The organism is Pontibacter kalidii, from assembly GCF_026278245.1.
GTDB lineage: Bacteria > Bacteroidota > Bacteroidia > Cytophagales > Hymenobacteraceae > Pontibacter > Pontibacter kalidii.
Genome location: NZ_CP111079.1, coordinates 2,300,610 through 2,317,530, shown reverse-complemented (window position 1 = coordinate 2,317,530; position 16,921 = coordinate 2,300,610). Strand labels below are relative to the sequence as shown.

Sequence of the window (16,921 nt, the reverse complement as noted above, 5' to 3'; positions counted from 1 at the left end):
CCGCCAATAATGATGTATCGGAATCGAAACCTATTCGAGCTTAATCAGCATCGGGTTACCAGTCAGGATCCCGCTGATACCCTCGAAGTGTTTCCCTATGTCAGCACCTTCATCTGTAATAGAGAATTTACGGATAGAGGAATCGTGTTTGGAACCGCGCATTTTAAGTACAGCTATACTTCGTTGCATTTCACCGGACATTTCTACATAGCGCAGTAGGATAATAGAATCCGTGATAGGAGAGATGTTGCCTTCTGTATCTGATGTGCCGCCTGCCAGCAAAGGTGTATTAGAGGTGAACATGGCTGTAATTTCCTGGTGCTTCAGGTACGATGTAAAGGCTATGATAAATTCCCGGAAACCTTTATCAGAAGAGGTGCGCGATAAGGCGGATAAACTATCAATGGCGATCCTATCGGGCTTAAAGTTTTCTACAACTTCCTGGATGTTGATGAAATGATCTTCCAAGGAAGAGACCTCCGGATAAATACAGATCACTTTCAGCAGTCCTTCTGCTTCCAGTTGCTTAAAATCTATGCCCCAACCGGCTGCATTACGGTAGAGCTGCTCGCAGCTTTCTTCAAAAGCCATCAGCAGACAACGCTCTTTTTTCTCCCGGATACCATTTATAAAGTTAGCTACCAATAATGTTTTACCAGCACCTATCGCTCCGGAGATCAGGTTAATGGAGCCTTTATAAAACCCACCGTTTATCATCTCGTCAAGGGCAGGTATGCCAGAAGTAACCCGTTCGCTTGAAGAGATGTGCTTCAGGTTCATGGCCGATAACGGGATGATGACAATCCCTTTTTCCGGGTTTACAGTAAATGGGTTTTCGCCTTTCTCATGGTCGCTTCCCCTGAATTTCAGGATTTCAATTGTTCTCCGGCGCTTTTCATTCTGTAGCACATTACGCAGTATGATCACATTGTCTGTCAGGAATTCTTCTACCCCAAAACGTGTGATTTCGCCATATTCTTCCAGGCGTTCCGCTGTTATAATAGAGGTTGCACCTAAGCGCGACAAGGTAAGGGCTACCTGAATCAGCTCGCGCCGGATGGTATGCATCTCTTCGTGAAACTGTGTGAAAATGCTGCCGATAGAATCTATGACGACCCGTTGTGCTTTATTTTTTTGTACGGCTCTCTCTAATCGGATCCTGAATGCACTCAGGTCAAAGTCGCCGACCGCGACGATGATCTCTTCTTTAGGGGCTGCATCCACGAAGGTCCATTTTCCTTCTTTTTCCCAGGTGTCAATGTCCCAGTTAAAGCTTTTCAGGTTCTTTCTTATATCGTCTACCTGTTCTTCAAATGTGACAAAAATACCCGGTTGATCGAATAACTGTATACCTAAAGCTAAGAATTGTGCTCCAAACAGTGTTTTAGCACTACCAGAGCTGCCTGCCACGAGTGTGGTACGCCCTAAGGGCAAACCGCCATGAGAAATATGATCGAAAGAATCGTTCCCGGTTTTTAGCTTTATAAGGTTCATAGGCAATGGTAAGCGGTTTTGAAAATGTAGATATGGTTCAGAACTTACAGGTCGATGTGCTACCATGACAGGTTATTTAAGTAAGCTTCACAAAGTTTTTATACAGACCATGGATAATTTAATCAAGCCCAAATCTCAACATCCTTTGTATTGTGCCAGATAAAGGCTAGAAATTGTAGTTAATGAAAAAGCATCCCAGTTGTATGAAGTATTTAAACTTAGGGATGCACAAAGGTGTGGGTAAAGGAAAAGAAAAGTATTACATACTTCTTCAAGTATGTTTCAAATGTTACAGATTTTCGAGCACGCCTTCGCGTTTGTCTTTCAAGTGCCTGTAAAATGATGGTGACAGGCCTGTTACTTTTTTAAACTGACTGGATAAATGCGCCACACTACTGTAATGCAGCCGATGGGCGATCTCTGTAAGGCTTAAATCGTCATAAAAAAGCAGCTCTTTTGCTTTCTCAATCTTATGGATAATGATGAATTGCTGAATCGTGATCCCTTTCACTTCTGAGAAAATGTTAGCCAGGTAGTTGTAATTGTATCCCAGTCTTTCGCTGATGTAAACCGAGTAATTCACCTTCGGTTGCCCTTCCAAGGAATGGATCATGTCTGTGATAAGTTTCTTTATCTTATCTATTAGTATGCTCTTGCTGTCATCGAGTAACTCCAGGCCAGCTTTGCCCAAATTGTCTTTTAGCTGTTTAAGCTGTATGTCAGTAATGTCTTTGTGTATCTCTACCATGCCCAGATCAATTACCACATACTCAGACTGCAAGCCTAGACTTACGAGTTCTTGCTGCACCAAAGCTTTGCAGCGGTTACTGACCATGTATTTAATATATAGTTTCATGTGTTTTTATAAAATGCACACTCAAGGCCAGGAGTGCGGTACGGTGTTGTTGCTGGCAATGTGAACGGAGCCTGTTGCGGTAGGCTAAACTGTTGGAGCAGGATTTGAAAGTTTTTACAGAATTAGTTCTCTGAAGTATACCTAGGACGTTTGGTGACTAACATTAATTCATTAATAAGTAAAGTATAATTTTAATAAGTAAGCTTTCATATATGGCGAGGTACTAAAACCAGAACTACCTGTGACAAATCACCGGGTCCTGATTCCGGCACAGAAGTAACAGGTTAGTTTATTGGCTACGTATGATTAATGAATCGCTATACCTATAGTTGATACACCTGAAGAAAGATCAAGGAAGACACCAATTTTACTGTTAAAGTGGTATTCAGCACCTATGTGCAGATCTAGGAGTAAAGGGTTTCCTCTCCGGTAATAGTTTTTGTCTCCATCGTACCCATTATCCCAACCTGAATTTATGATGGCATAGCCCAATGAACCGGCCAGGTAGAAATCCCATTTAGAGTTAGCATTCAAGACATCATCGAAGTAATAAGTGGCTTTAGCACCTATCGGAATTACTGTTTGACGATAAGTATAATAGTTGTTGTTATTTCTATAGTCTTTTGTAAAAAGTAGAGAAGCTAATAAAGGGAGCCAGGGTAAAGCTTTTAGCTACATCAAATTCATAGTTAATGTTGAAAACGGGTAACGAACGGTTGGCGTATTGGTAATAACCGCCATAGCCTCCAATGCCTACACCTATGTTTAATGTGCTGCCATGTTTTTCCTGGGCAAACGCATCAAACTGGGAAAAGCTGATAAACAGAATAGTTAATGCGATTGTAAATAATCTTTTCATTTGATGAATTTGAAATTTCTAGAAAGTTTGATGTTTTGCTTTGCAGCTTTAGTAAAGCAAAGCGTGTAAAGTAATGTGCTTGATACCAAACGGAAACACAATAGAACCGGCCCTTCGGTTGGAAATGAGAAGCCCTATAAGCTTATTGTATAAGCTCTTGTGTAAATTTATGATCAGGAAACTGTTCTTAGAAATGGAGGAGCTGCATTAGCGCATCAAATCTTTTGCAATGCCTTGCCGGCATGTAGTTGATGAAGCTTTTGATAATGTTGATAATGGATGCCTAAGAATCAAGGGGTAATGTTTTTAATATCCGTTACTGGCGGAAGCTGTGCATGATGCAGCACATCTGATTTGATGCTACAAAGGTGGGGCTTATCAAACTGCATGATGTTACATACAAAAAAAAGTATGTTACATAAATCACATGTTTTCCAGATTTGCCATTCTTTTTTGCTTAAGCTGTTTATAAAACGAAGGGGAGAGGCCGGTTACTTTCTTGAACTGATTCGATAAATGAGCAACACTGCTGTAGTGGAGTCTGTGGGCGATCTCCGTCAGGTTGAGCTCTTTGTACAGGAGCAACTCTTTTACCCTTTCTATCTTGTGAGAAATAATGAATTGCTGAATCGTGATCCCTTTTACTTCAGAAAAGATATTAGCCAGGTAAGTATAATCGTGGTTCAGTTTTTCACTTATAAAGTCAGAGTAATTTGTTTTCGGGAATTCATCTGAATAATGGATCATGTCAATGATCACATTTTTTATTTTTTCAATCAGGATACTTCTCTTGTCATCAAGCAGCTCCAGCCCCGACAAGAGGAGGTTGTTCTTTAGAAGGACACGCTGCTGGGGTGTAATATCTTCCAGTATCTCTACTGTGCCCAGTTCAACCACCACATACTGCAGGCCTAATTTCCTTAATTCTTCCTTCACCATCATTTTGCAGCGCAGGCTAACCATGTATTTTATATACAGTATCATAGCGATCCTTTTGTCTATTTGTTCCTTTTCCTAAAACTATGGAGAGTCTGTTTTATGATGTGGAGTGGTTTGTATAACGATGTTTTGCCGTAGACATACTGTCTATTTTTACGATATCTGGCTATACTTAAAATTAAAATCCTTTTGATTTTTTCTGTTACCCCAGTAAATTAAGAAGCCAGGATTTTATTTTATATTAAGTATTGGCTTCTTAATTTACTTGCTGAGTAGACCAACGGATGGAATTATCGAACTATATCCATAGGGGTTTGGCGGCTTTTGCAAACTGTGCGTAAGAAATGGTGCTCAACTTTCTTGCAACGTCTTTATTTTGCAGTAATTCTCGCGCATAGTACATGCAGTCTTCCTCCTCAGACTTAGCCGGATTGGGACAATACTGAATGCGCTTGGCATATCGCCTCCTTACCAGTAAACTGCGGTCAGAAGCGATTTCGGCAAGGACTGTTGCTCCATCCGAATATCTATTTTCCATCAAAGTAGAATAAGTTAGCCCTTGATTTTTAGCCCCCTTAGCTGCTTTTATAATCTATCTGTCTGCTTCGACACGACTGGGCTGGGCTATGGTTTCTATTCTGGCAGCACGTTTGGTCTGCTTGGCCGGATAGGAAGCTTCCTTATCTAGTCGTTTCACCTTACAGGCATTTGCTTCAGCAGTTTAGCTTCCGCTTAGGTGTCTCTTTTAAGCCTTTGGCATCAGATATGTGATGTGTCTTAGCAATTAGTTTTTCTTTAGCTAATTCCCGAGCCTGTTTCTGCTCCTCTTTTGCAGGTGAATTCTGCGCAAAGGATTGTATTGCTGCTAACCTGAAAAATCATGTTGTCAACGGAAGCAATAGCATGCTGCAAGTCATAGTTTTAGAATGGGAATATCCTATTGCCTACGTAGGTAAACGCAAAGGGCAAGGGGTTATCCGGAAGCATTTAAACATATCAATTTTCGTATTGAATAGTGCAGCACAATCCTTTTGAGAGCAGTGGGTTTCACAGGTATCCGGCTGTAATTCAGGTTAGACTGTGTAGCATGATGCGCTTTCTGCTAATTAGCAGATGGCATAAACCCGTCGCGTATAGGGCAGCTCTATTGAGAAGCTGCGTAATAACTTGTGTTTTGAAATTGTTTTTCAGCCCATTATTCAGCTCTGTCAATGCATTAAGCTGGTAATAGTTCGGCTGGGGCAATCTTCTTTTTTTAGCGATTTCCGTTTAAACGGAAATCGCTAAAAAGGGGATTAGGGTTAACTACTGTTTTTCCTTACTCTGACATTTTGAGTAGTTGCAGCAGTTTATATTAATTTATCTGCTAATACTGGAAAAACACGTTTGTGCCATTCCGTATCCATTTTTCAAAAAACATATTGTCATTAAATTCACCTGCAAGCAACACCGAGTCAGGTTCTGTTACGGGAGTGCGGGTACTCATAAAGCCTGGAAGAATACTCTGATTAGTAGGCATCCAATCCTGACCCTTTTTAAGCGCAATGCAAAGGTATTCGTGGGTAATGGTATCTACTAAGTACTTTCTATTCATCTTTAGTGTTCTAAGGTTAATAGTTATGAATGTGCAGCTGAGGCATGTATAGCCGTAACCGCAATAAAAAAGCCTTACCGAGGGTAAGGCTTTTCTGTAATTTATAGCTTAAACTAAGCGCGTTTCACGTTTACTGCGTTTAGTCCTTTACGTCCTTCCTGCAGGTCAAAACTAACTTCGTCGTTTTCTCTGATCTCATCTACAAGGCCAGTGGCATGGACAAAGTATTCCTGATCTGAATTTGTTTCTTTAATAAATCCGAATCCTTTCAGGTCATTAAAGAATTTTACTGTTCCGTTATTCATATTGTATTTGTTATTGTATACCTACTACATATCGGAAGGTAGATACGTTCCTATATTTCTACAATATACGGTTAATAATTTATAGTTCACTTAATTAGCCGTATAACATGTTTTGCCGTTATAAGTTAAATTCTATAAAATGTTTGGGTAGTATCTTCTAATAAAGGTCTACATGAAGAAGCTAAAAATAGGGATCCTTGATCTGGTTAGCAAAGGACTGGCCGATACCCTCTGGGCCAGGGTTATGCATGCCAACTTAGCAAGCATAATGCCGCAGGTGGTCGCTGCCTGGTGTGAGCAGGAAGGGCATGATACGAAACTGATTTGTTATACCGGAAGGGAGAACTTGCAAAAGGAACTGCCAAAAGGAGTTAACCTGGTTTTTATCTGCTCCTTCACCCAAGCGGCTTTATTAGCCTATGCACTAAGTAGCTATTTTCGCAGCCAAGGTGCAGTGACTGTGTTAGGAGGCCCGCATGCCCGCTGTTACCCCGATGACGCAGTCAAGTACTTTGATTATGTGTTGGGTTTCACCCATAAATCCACTATCGTGGAGGTGCTTGAGAACTGCAGCCCGCACAGGCCTGAGGGAAAGCATCTGACTGCCGCCCGGCAGCCTTCGCACCTGCCGGGGGTGAAAGAGCGGTGGAAGTTCATAGAGCCCACTTTAAAGAAAGCCCCCTTTCTTAAGATGGTTCCTATGATCGGGAGCGTTGGCTGCCCCTATACCTGTTCCTTCTGCATTGACTCCTCAGTGGCTTACCAGCCGATGGACTTTGGTGTGATAAAGGAAGACCTACGGTTCCTCCTGACAAAGTTCAAGAAGCCCACCGTCGGCTGGCATGACCCTAACTTCGGCGTACGCTTTGAAGCCAACATGGAGGCTATCGCTTCTGCAGCCCCCCCGGGAGCTTCCGTTTCTTTGCCGAAAGCAGTTTGTCGATTCTGACCGAGGAACATCTGAGGGTAATGCAGCGGAATGGGTTTGATGCCCTGCTGCCCGGCATAGAGTCCTGGTATGAGCTGGGCAATAAATCCAGGACCTCCCGCACCGTGGGGGAGGAGAAGGTGGCCCGTATCTCAGAGCACGTCAATATGATGTTGCGTTATGTTCCCTACGTGCAGACAAACTTTGTGCTGGGCCTGGACAGCGATGCGGGGGATGAGCCGTTCGAGCTTACCAAGCGGTTTGTGGACCTGTCTCCGGCAGCCTTCCCCGGTTACTCCCTACTGAGTGCCTTTGGTGAGGCAGCTCCGCTCAATCTGGAGTACCAACGCGCAGGCAGGGTACTGCCTTTCCCGTTTCACTTCCTCAACAATCACCTGGCCATGAATATAAGGCCTCGAAACTATGAATGGGTGGAGTTCTATGATAAGATCATCGACCTGACGGCCTATACCTTTTCTAAGAGAGCCATCTACCGGCGCTTTGTCGCAGCATCGACGCCTTCAGCCAAATGGATGAACTTCATGCGGGCCGTTTCTTCAGAAGGGTACGGGCGCCTGCGCTTCTTCCGGCAGGTGCGCAGGAGCCTGGTAGAGGACACAGGGTTCAGAAAGTACTTTGAGGGAGAGTCGCGCCAGCTTCCCCCGTTTTACAGTAACATCATCCGAAAAGATTTAGGGTATTGGTGGCAGTGGCTCCCGGAAGGCGCCATAGAACACGATCCGAACGCTTACCTACATAAACACCACTCACAGCAGGTCAATAGGGGCCAATAAGGATGCATGGCTGGCTTGTGGCAGCAGAGACACGAGGCTCAAAAGTATGTGTCATCTGCGCCGAGATACTGGCATGCAACTTATTCTATGAGCCTCCCAGAACTTTTTTTAATCCGTTAATCTGTCCTCGGGACTTGCGTAAATAGTTTATCTCAGCACTTACTTTGCCCTTTTTCATTTGCCATGAGTGCATCAGCTAGCTTGGAGGAGACCAATGTTTTGTCGAGCGAAGCCTCGGCTTCTGAATCATAACCTATTAACAAAATCGGGGTTAATATCAGCGGCTTCATACACCTGATCATGCCCGCCATGCACCACTACCCGGGCGGCAGGATCTTTTACAAAAATTTTCTTGATGTTTGCAGCCTGATTGCTCTCTTTCTTCGCTGCTTTTATGCTAGTCTGACTCGGGTGCTCCACGACCCTTGCGCCAGCGCAGGGTCGTGGAGCACCCGTTCTACTTCGGGCTGCAGCATGCTTTGCAGGTCCTGCTTTACCTGCAGGTAATTCCGATGCACCTCTGCCTGGCTAATCTGGCGCACCAATGGGGAGAGCAGTACCCTCCAGGTCCCGTGTTTGTTCCGGAACACGATCAGAAGTGGCCCCGGAGCTTCCTGTCCCTTAGGAATAGCTATGCCCGGCCCTTTCGATTACGCCAATGGCATATCATATATAAAGGTCTTGACCAAGTACGATTCCCTTTATGAGGCAAACATTAAACTGTTACTGGAGCGTAAATTAGGTGTCGATGCTGATACGATAAAGTTCAAGAATGATGCCGTGTGTTTTCTTCAGGGCGAGGTGCTTGGTGGTGCTGCAAAAGGCTATTCATGTGCTATTGGCCTGACGATAGGTACAGGTAGCGGCACACCCCGGTACTGCCATAGTGAAAGCGAGGATGCCGAGCTTTGGCAAATGCCTTTCCGAGAGGCCATCGTCGAAGAATTTATTTCAACCAGGTAGGTGGTTTGTGAGGCACTATCTGGCGCTCTCGGGCAAACAGGTCACTGGTGTCAAGGAGCTTTGCCACCTACATGCCGAAGATGAGCTGGCGAAAGCTGTGTTCAATGAATTCTCTGAAAACCTGGCTGCATTTCTCCACCGGTTTATTCTCATGGATGCTCCTGACGTGGTGGTCCTCGGGGGTAATATTGTTCATGCCTCTGAATTATTTCTTCCTATGGTGGAAGAAAGGCTCAGGCACCAGGCTGTAAATGTGCCAATTAAAAAGTCGTTGTTAGGTGAGAATGCCGCATTGATCGGCGCCGCAGCTTGTTGGGTACAGTAGATCCTTATTATTACAGATACTAAAAACAGTTTATGCTGTCTGAGGGGCTACAGAATAATAAACTGATGCCCTCACCTTTCTGGCTGAAGGGCAAGTGCTCCGGCGATAAAGACTGCCAAAAACTACAAGAGCAGGGCCTGCACCTGGTGGCCAAATACCAGTGGACCTGAGAAACTTGCTCCTCATTCTCGAGGACAAGCGAAGCCTACCGAAACGGGGCGGCATGGAGTTAGTCCACGACATGGTGGAGTGGTCTGAGTTATCGAGCACTTCCGCCTCAGAAAACCTTCGACGCCCTTGTGCAGATCTTTACCGGGCTCACAGACTATACCTTGCTGGGCCACCAGACCAGCAAGTGTAGACTGCTTAGAGTCAATGTGTAATTCCCAAGTACACTTTAAGCTAAAGTATTCAGCACAAAAGAATTTGCCCCACCATTTTAACTGATAGGGGAGGAAACCAATCTACTCCAGGTTCCTGCGCATGGCTATGGCGTCCAAATCAATAATAATTAGATAAACTTCTGTGAACGCTGTGGTAACAGTGTTCTACTTCCTTTGTGGCAAAGAATTTTACCACACGGTTCAAAGAGCGGTCGAGGGGAGCAATTCAAAAGAGTGCAGCCTTTACATGTGGTATGACACCGAAAATAAATCTATACACTATGTTAAAAATGTTTACGAGAGCAAGTAGGCCGATTCGCCCTATGTTGTGTCTGCTATTCCTGGTTTTGCTTATGAGCGGCTATAGTGGTTATGCCCAACAACAGACAGGGCGTGTAAGAGGGCAGGTTAAAGACAGCAATGGCGAGGCCCTGATCGGGGTGTCGGTGTTGGCCAGGAACGAGAGCACTGGCAAGACAAGAGGCACCACTACGGACGGGGCAGGGGCTTTCCTCCTCTCCAACCTGCCATTAGGCGGACCTTATACTTTCAGTTTCTCTTATATCGGGTTTGAACCACAGACGCAGGGAGGCTATACTTTAAAAGAAGGTGAGGAAGTAACCCTTTCCATCCAGCTGAAGGCGAGTGACTCAAAACTGAGCGAGGTGGTAGTTATTGGTTATGGGGAGAACACCAGAAGAAACATAACAACGGCTATAGCCAGTGTAAACCCCTCTGAAATAGCGGACCGCAACGTGCCGAGTGCTAACCAGTTGCTGCAGGGGCAGGTAGCTGGCGTAAACCTGACGGTGAGTAACGGCACGCCAGGCGGTGCATCGCGTGTCAACATCCGTGGTGTCAGCTCGATCAACGGCGACAACGAGCCGCTGTATGTGATAGATGGCATCCCGCTGTCGAAAGAGCCTGCCAGCTACAACTTTGCGGGCGAGTTTGTTCAGGACCCGCTTTCACTCATCAACCCGTCTGACATTGCCTCCATTGAGGTGCTGAAAGACGCTGCCTCGGCTGCTATTTACGGTAGCCGCGCCACGAACGGCGTTATTCTGATCACAACGAAGCAAGGCAAAAAGGGGGAACCCAAGATCACTGTCTCACAGGTGTCAGGCATCCAAACCATGCCTAAGAAACTGGACCTGCTGAACCCGCAGGAGTATATCGCGCTGCAGCAGGAAGCCACCGAAAACCATAATTCCGGCTTGGGGCTTTCTCCGGGTGAGAGCGGTTACATAGACATAAACAAGGTACTGGGTGCGGTGCCCGCAGACCCTTACGACGTGAACTGGCAGGATCTGATCATCAACGAGAATGCCTCTTCTCACCAAACGGATTTCTCATTCAGCGGGGCCAGCAATACAGTGAAGTACTATACTTCGGCAGGTTACCAGAACCTGGAGGGACTGTTGAAGAACAGTTCCCTGGAGCGTTACTCGCTGCGCACTAACCTCGACTTTACGCCTAACAGGGTGCTCAACTTCGGCCTGCGCTTCGGTGGCAGCTATACCAACAGCAACTCGGCGCCAAACGGCGAGCAGGGTACCGCTCTTTTCCAGCGCTCCCTGGAGCAGCGCCCTTACGACAGGGTGTACAAAGAGGACGGCACGTTTAACATCGGCGGTAAAGACATCCTGCGCCACAACGGGGTACAGGTGCTGGAAAATGACGAGATGGAGGACAAGAATTACCAGGCCCTGGTAAACCTTTATGGCAACGTTAACTTTCTGAAGTACTTTACCTGGCACTCCGCCTATAACACGGAGCTGCGTTTTGGCCGCGGCTTCAGACACCAGACGCGCCTGCACCCTTACGCCTTCGGCAGAGGCATGACGATTGACAAGCGCAACAACAGGATTTCCCAGAACATAGACAACACGCTGACCTTCTTCAAAAGCTGGGGCGGAGATCTGAATACCGAGGCCATGGTAGGGTACGCCTACTACCAGGACAAGTATAATTTCAGCGTTGCGCAAGGCACAGAGTTTCCGTCTGATGACTTCAAGCACATCACCTCCGCCACCGTTACAACAGCTGATGGCGATGCAAACAAGTATAGCATGGAGTCTTACATTGGCCGCGTGATGCTGGACTACAAGGGGCGCTACTTCTTGTCCTCCTCGTTGCGCTACGATGGGTCCTCTAAATTTCACGAAGACAACCGCTACGCCTACTTCCCATCAGTTTCCGCGGGTTGGGTTTTCACGGATGAGGAGTTTTTCCCGACAGCGGAGTGGTTTGAGTTCGGCAAGCTGCGCGCGAGCTGGGGCAAGACTGGTAACCAGGACGGTATCGGTATTTACAGCTACATGCCACTGGCTTCCGGCGGCTACAACTATGGCGCCGAAACAGGCCTGGCGGTTACTTCGCTTGGCAACCCGGACCTGAAGTGGGAGACTTCCACGCAGGCGGACATTGGTTTAGACCTTTCCTTCCTGAATGGCCGCCTGACCTTTACGTACGACTACTTCCACAAGGAGACAGACGACCTGCTCTACAACGTGCCGACCCTGGCCACAAGCGGCTTTACGCAGCGCACCATGAACATCGGCTCGATGGAGAACAAGGGGCATGAGTTTACCCTTACCAGTGTGAATATGCAGAGCGATAACTTCCGCTGGACCACCAACTTCAACCTTGCCGATATCCGCAACGAGGTAACGAGCCTGGTTGGGGACGAGCCGATTCAGGTAGGTGGCTGGAATGCCATTATTGTTGGCCAGCCGCTGGGTGTGTTCTACGGGTATAAACAGCTAGGCATTTACCAGACAATGGAGGAGATTCCTTCCTCCCTGCAGGGGCAGGGGGTTCGGCCCGGCGACATGCGCTTCGAGGACCTGGACAACAACGGCATCATCAACTCCTCGGATCTGTCGGTGATAGGCAGCGCCCAGCCGAATTTCTACGGCGGCCTTACCAATACACTGGAGCTTGGCAATTTTGATGTTTCCGTTTTCGCCACTTTCTCCGAAGGCAATGAGATTGCCACTGCCTGGCGCTCCGGCCTGGACCACATGGGTGCCCGGGATTACAATCAGCTAAAGGATACCTACGAAGACAGATGGACGGGCCCCGGCACCAGCAACAGTACCCCGCGAGCCACCAAGGGCGCCTTCAACCTGAAAAACAGCAGCTATTATGTAGAGGACGCTTCTTACCTAAGGATCAAGAACCTGACGGTTGGTTATAAGTTGCCGGAGAGTATCCTCAAAAAACTGGCTATACAGCATGCCCGCATTTATGTGTCGGCAACTAACCTGTACACTTTCACGGACTACAGCGGCTACGACCCGGAAGCCTCCAGCTCACTTGATGCAAAATCCTTCGGCATCGATAACCTGGTGACGCCGCAGCCGAGGAGCTTCCTGGCAGGTATAAATGTGAGTTTTTAATGTTACCAAAACTAGTATAACATGTTTCGAACATATAAATCAGTAGCTATTGGGGTGATGTTGGGTGTTGCTGCCACAATGTCCTCGTGCAGTGATGAACTGGATGTGAAGCCGGAGAGTGCCGTGTCGCCCGACCAGATAAACGAAAGCAACATCTCCTTCTTCCTGAATGGTTTGTACCGCGCCGCCACGCCGGAGAGAGACGATTACCTGATCAACGACATCCGCGGGGGCAACTATACCTGGACAGCCCTGTCTGGCAATACCAGTGCCTATGGCCGCCTGATTACGGGCAGCAACGTGGACGATGGGTTGAGCTACTCGTCTTCGCTCTGGAAGAACTCCTACAGGAGCATCTACAGCGCCAACAACGTGATAGAGGCAACCGAAAAGCTGGGAGCGGAGGGAAGTATAAAAGTAGTGAAGGCCGAAGCCAGTTACCTGCGTGCCTACCTGTACTACCAGTTGGTGACTGCCTTCGGCGGGGTGCCTGTCATTGTGGAGAACACGACCGAGAACCTGCCGCGCAACTCCGTAGAGGAAGTATGGGCGCAGATCATCAAAGACCTGAATTACGCCATTGCCAATGCCCGTACTCTTCAGGAGACAACCAGCTCAAAAGTGTCGAAGGAGGCTGCTACAGCGCTCAAAGCCAGGGTGCTGCTAGCCATGGGGGATAAGGCAGGGGCCGCCGCCCTGGCTCAGGGTGTCATTCAGACAAGCGGTTTGCGCCTGGCCTCCGACTATGGGAGTATTTTCCGGAGCACCGCTTCGTCCAGTGAGGTGATCTTTGCCTTTGCCAACCTGAAAACGGAAACCAACGTGCGTTTTTCCAGCCTGTTCTGGCCTTATGGAACAACCTGGGCCGGCTCATACTTTGTGCAGCCCTCCACGGAGGTGCTGGAAAACCTGTACACGCCCGAGGATGTGCGCGGGGAAGTAAATATTGAGACCCTCTACAATGCCGATGGCACCTACAACGTGATTGTAAGCAAATACTGGGATGTGCAGCCGATCATTGTGAGCCGTCTGTCAGAGATGTACCTGATCTCTGCCGAAGGCCTTCCGATGGACCAGGGCCTCGCTTACCTAAATGAGCTGAGAAGCATCAGGGGGCTAGAGGAGTATACAGCGAGCGACTTCTCCGGTCCGGATGACTATCTGGAGGCTGTGCTGGAGGAACGCCGCAGGGAGCTGTACAGCGAGGGCTTCCTATTTTACGACCTTGTTAGAACAGACAAAGCACTGGAGCTGCCAAACATTCAGAACGTGAACCAGTACGTGCTTCCGTTGCCTGGAGATCAGATAAACCTGTCAAACGGGGTGCTGACCCAAAACGAAGGTTATTAAGCGTTTTCTCATATAGTTTAAATAGGTTAGTTAGAAGGGAGCCTCTGCATTAGCGGCTCCTTTCCTTTTTAGCTGTCTTAGCATAGAAGGTTTTAGATAACATATAGATATGAAAAGAACAGGCCTCATGGCTTTTTTCGCGGCTTTCCTTGTTTCCTGCCAACCCCAGGTGCCCGCCGTTAGCCACAGCACCGCCAGTACTGACGAAGCAGTACTGAAAGATACTACAGGGTGGAAGGTTGATACCCTATCGGCAGGGATGAAACGCTACAATTACAGCGGGTATTACCAACCCTATACCTCGGCACAGGTAGTGAATGTGCTGGAGGTGGATATGGCATCAGGCCAGTACGAGCTGGTGATAGGGAACGTGTTCCAGGAGGATTCCCTGTCGGCAGTGGCCGAGGCTACAGCGAATGCCCTGGCCGGTATCAACGGCACCTATTATGAGTTGGTCGAAAATGGACAATCATCATCCTTTCTGAAAGCGGATCATGAGATCAAAACAGCTGCAACGATTCCAAAAGGGCACCAGTTGTACTGGAAGCACGAGGGTGCCTTTTACTATGACGCCGGCACCATGCAGATGGGCATTGCCTATGGCGATAATGCCACCTATACCCAGATGCCTTACGCCAATGTTATCTCCGGTTCGCCCATGCTCATCTACAACTACGAACCGGTGGGGGAGAGTTTTGTAAAGCCTCAGGAGAAACCGCTGGAGGAACTCCCTTACGAAGACCCCAACAGGCACCAGGGGGTAAGGCATTCGCGCACGGGCATTGCAACAGTAGGCAAAAACCGGGTGCTGCTCATCACAGTGGATGGGCGTCAGGCCGAGCATGCCGTGGGTATGTCTGCCAGAGAGCTAACGCAGTTTGTCCGGAAGTACTTCAACCCTGGCTTCGCGCTCAACCTGGACGGTGGCGGCTCCACGACCCTGTGGCTTAAGGAAGAGGGCGTGGTGAACTATCCGACTGACAACAAGCGCTTCGACCACTATGGCCAGCGGCGCCTCCGGAACTATGTTCTCCTTACGTCAAAGGTTGACCGGTGCTCGCCTTCTTCTTTCAGCCAATAAGTATTATATTTATTAAAAAAGAACAGCAGTATGCATCTAAAGAAATTATCCTTGCTCGTGCTTTCGAGCCTGCTGGGTGTCACGACAGCGGCTACCGGGCAAACGGCAACAGGTACTGAACAACACGTTAAACTGCCGGACATCCCCGGGTACGAAACCTTGAAATGTGATTTTCACCTGCACACGGTTTTCTCCGACGGACATGTCTGGCCGTCATTCCGGGTCCATGAGGCAAGGCGCGATGGGCTGGATGCGATTTCCATTACCGAGCACATAGACTACGAAGGTTACCCGGAGGAGATCAAGAAGGACTATAGCAGGTCCTACAAAATTGCGTCTGAGGCTGCTTCCAATAGCAATGTTATCATCATACAGGGTGCTGAGATTTCCCCAAGAACGGTGCCTTATCACCACAACGCCATCTTTGTAAAGGACCCAAACAAGCTGCCCTCCGATTACATGAAAGACGGCAAGAAGAAGTTTGTGATGCGGGACAACCCAACAGAGAAACAACTCCTGGCTCCGTTTAAGGAAGCGAAAAGGCAGGGGGCCTTTATTTTCTATAACCACCCATCCTACAGGTGGTGGGACAAGGAGAAGCACGGGCTGGATTTATTTTCAGACCTGCACGTGAAGATGCTCGAGCAGGGTTTGCTGGATGGGGTAGAGGTCGTGAACTCCGGTGTCTATAACCTGGAGGCACACCGGATGGCGGAAAAGTATAACCTGACCATGTTCGCCAACTCGGACGAGCACCATGATATCAGCCATACATACCGGAACTCGCACAGGCCGATGACCCTGGTGTTTGCTTCGGAGCGGTCGGAAGCAGGCATCGAGCAGGCTTTAAAGGATCGGCGGACAGCCGTATACTTTGGAGATTATCTGGTGGGAAGGAAGCAGGAGATGGATGCGTTATTCAAGGCCTCTTTGGAAGTGATGGCTGAGAAGAAGACAAGAAGCGGAGGCGAGCCTGTTATCCTGCTTCACATCCGGAATATTTCAGGAATACCCTACGCGGTGACGTGCAGCAGCGACTTTGACTTTGAGAACCTTCCGCTTAACAGAATTACGCTGAAGCCTTATGAAACAACCACGCTTACCCTAAAAACGCTTTGGCAGGAGCCCCACGAGGTAAGCCTGCGGTTCGACGTCGGAAATATACTGGTTTCCCCGGAGAAAGGGCTGCAAACGGAGTTACGGGTGAGAGTGCCTGAAGAGTCGTAAGTATTGCGCTGCTATCCCTTTTTTCAAAGCTAAACTATACCGTTACTGGCATGGTTTAGCTTTGAAAAATTAGATTATTATTTCCCGTTGCTAACTGCCATGTAAACTTTCGCTGCGGGGCCTGACATCAGAGCAACTAAAAGCCCAAGATGCTTGGGAAGGACTTTGTATAGACCTTACCCGCCCCTGACGACTGATTTGAGGCTCCTCGGCTGGCCTCTCCGCAAAAGGTGCTGTTCAGGATGCTGTAATACCTATCGGAAAAAATTTCCAGGCACCATTCCTGAAGCAGTAGCACCTCATCCATATCAAGTTGGGCTACTCCTTTCGTCAGTTCTTTCTCAAACAGAGTACGGTCGAAGCTCACTTTCCACAAGATAAGTTTAATGTATTCCAGCATGACTTTTATCTGTTATGGT

Annotated in this window: 17 protein-coding genes; 8 read left to right on the top strand and 9 right to left on the bottom strand. The window is 47.7% G+C overall.

Going from position 1 to position 16,921, the window contains the following annotated elements; all coding sequences use genetic code 11:
- Positions 1–30: 30 nt before the first annotated feature.
- From kaiC to OH144_RS09880, 7 genes are all read right to left on the bottom strand, one after another.
- Complete coding sequence (gene kaiC / locus OH144_RS09910) at positions 31–1,494, bottom strand: circadian clock protein KaiC (RefSeq protein ID WP_266206142.1); 1,464 nt, start codon at positions 1,492–1,494, stop codon at positions 31–33.
- Positions 1,495–1,783: 289 nt separating this feature from the next.
- Positions 1,784–2,350, bottom strand: a complete 567-nt coding sequence (locus tag OH144_RS09905) for a helix-turn-helix domain-containing protein (RefSeq protein WP_266206141.1) — start codon at positions 2,348–2,350, stop codon at positions 1,784–1,786.
- Between the two features lie 613 nt (positions 2,351–2,963).
- Positions 2,964–3,209, bottom strand: a complete 246-nt coding sequence (locus tag OH144_RS09900; protein ID WP_266206140.1) for a hypothetical protein — start codon at positions 3,207–3,209, stop codon at positions 2,964–2,966.
- A 423-nt stretch (positions 3,210–3,632) separates the two neighbouring features.
- Positions 3,633–4,193 carry a helix-turn-helix domain-containing protein gene (locus tag OH144_RS09895; RefSeq protein ID WP_266206139.1) on the bottom strand — a complete coding sequence of 187 codons (561 nt, stop codon included), beginning with the start codon at positions 4,191–4,193 and terminating at the stop codon, positions 3,633–3,635.
- A gap of 253 nt (positions 4,194–4,446) precedes the next feature.
- A complete protein-coding gene (locus tag OH144_RS09890; protein WP_266206138.1) occupies positions 4,447–4,686 on the bottom strand; it encodes a hypothetical protein in 240 nt (79 codons plus the stop codon).
- Positions 4,687–5,514: 828 nt separating this feature from the next.
- Positions 5,515–5,742, bottom strand: a complete 228-nt coding sequence (locus OH144_RS09885) for a hypothetical protein (protein ID WP_266206137.1) — start codon at positions 5,740–5,742, stop codon at positions 5,515–5,517.
- Between the two features lie 113 nt (positions 5,743–5,855).
- On the bottom strand, positions 5,856–6,047 hold the full coding sequence (locus tag OH144_RS09880) for a cold-shock protein (protein ID WP_266206136.1): 192 nt from the start codon (positions 6,045–6,047) through the stop codon (positions 5,856–5,858).
- A 172-nt stretch (positions 6,048–6,219) separates the two neighbouring features.
- Between OH144_RS09880 and OH144_RS09875 the strand changes: the two genes are divergently transcribed.
- Together OH144_RS09875 and OH144_RS09870 are read left to right on the top strand one after the other, a co-directional pair.
- Positions 6,220–6,996, top strand: coding sequence for a hypothetical protein (locus tag OH144_RS09875; protein ID WP_266206135.1), 777 nt, complete (start codon positions 6,220–6,222; stop codon positions 6,994–6,996).
- Positions 6,984–7,769, top strand: a complete 786-nt coding sequence (locus OH144_RS09870; protein WP_266206134.1) for a hypothetical protein — start codon at positions 6,984–6,986, stop codon at positions 7,767–7,769. Before OH144_RS09875 ends, OH144_RS09870 begins: the two co-directional genes overlap by 13 nt.
- A 392-nt stretch (positions 7,770–8,161) precedes the next feature.
- Here the strand turns inward: OH144_RS09870 and OH144_RS09865 are convergent, their stop codons facing one another.
- Positions 8,162–8,359, bottom strand: coding sequence for a hypothetical protein (locus OH144_RS09865; RefSeq protein ID WP_266206133.1), 198 nt, complete (start codon positions 8,357–8,359; stop codon positions 8,162–8,164).
- Positions 8,360–8,450: 91 nt separating this feature from the next.
- Here OH144_RS09865 and OH144_RS09860 point away from each other — a divergent pair, with 91 nt between their 5' ends.
- The 6 genes from OH144_RS09860 (at position 8,451) to OH144_RS09835 (ending at position 16,502) form a co-directional block, all read left to right on the top strand.
- Positions 8,451–8,732, top strand: coding sequence for a hypothetical protein (locus OH144_RS09860; protein WP_266206132.1), 282 nt, complete (start codon positions 8,451–8,453; stop codon positions 8,730–8,732).
- A 7-nt stretch (positions 8,733–8,739) separates the two neighbouring features.
- Positions 8,740–9,057 carry an ROK family protein gene (locus tag OH144_RS09855; RefSeq protein WP_266206131.1) on the top strand — a complete coding sequence of 106 codons (318 nt, stop codon included), beginning with the start codon at positions 8,740–8,742 and terminating at the stop codon, positions 9,055–9,057.
- Positions 9,058–9,793: 736 nt separating this feature from the next.
- Positions 9,794–12,844 carry a SusC/RagA family TonB-linked outer membrane protein gene (locus OH144_RS09850; protein ID WP_266206130.1) on the top strand — a complete coding sequence of 1,017 codons (3,051 nt, stop codon included), beginning with the start codon at positions 9,794–9,796 and terminating at the stop codon, positions 12,842–12,844.
- Between the two features lie 21 nt (positions 12,845–12,865).
- Entirely contained in the window at positions 12,866–14,194 is a 1,329-nt protein-coding gene (locus OH144_RS09845; protein WP_266206129.1) for a RagB/SusD family nutrient uptake outer membrane protein, read from the top strand.
- Positions 14,195–14,303: 109 nt separating this feature from the next.
- Positions 14,304–15,275, top strand: coding sequence for a phosphodiester glycosidase family protein (locus tag OH144_RS09840; RefSeq protein WP_266206128.1), 972 nt, complete (start codon positions 14,304–14,306; stop codon positions 15,273–15,275).
- A gap of 30 nt (positions 15,276–15,305) precedes the next feature.
- On the top strand, positions 15,306–16,502 hold the full coding sequence (locus OH144_RS09835; protein ID WP_266206127.1) for an Sb-PDE family phosphodiesterase: 1,197 nt from the start codon (positions 15,306–15,308) through the stop codon (positions 16,500–16,502).
- A 136-nt stretch (positions 16,503–16,638) separates the two neighbouring features.
- On the opposite strand, the gene OH144_RS09830 is transcribed toward OH144_RS09835, so the two are convergent.
- Positions 16,639–16,902: a hypothetical protein gene (locus OH144_RS09830; protein ID WP_266206373.1), complete on the bottom strand. Its 264-nt coding sequence runs from the start codon at positions 16,900–16,902 to the stop codon at positions 16,639–16,641.
- Positions 16,903–16,921 lie beyond the last annotated feature (19 nt).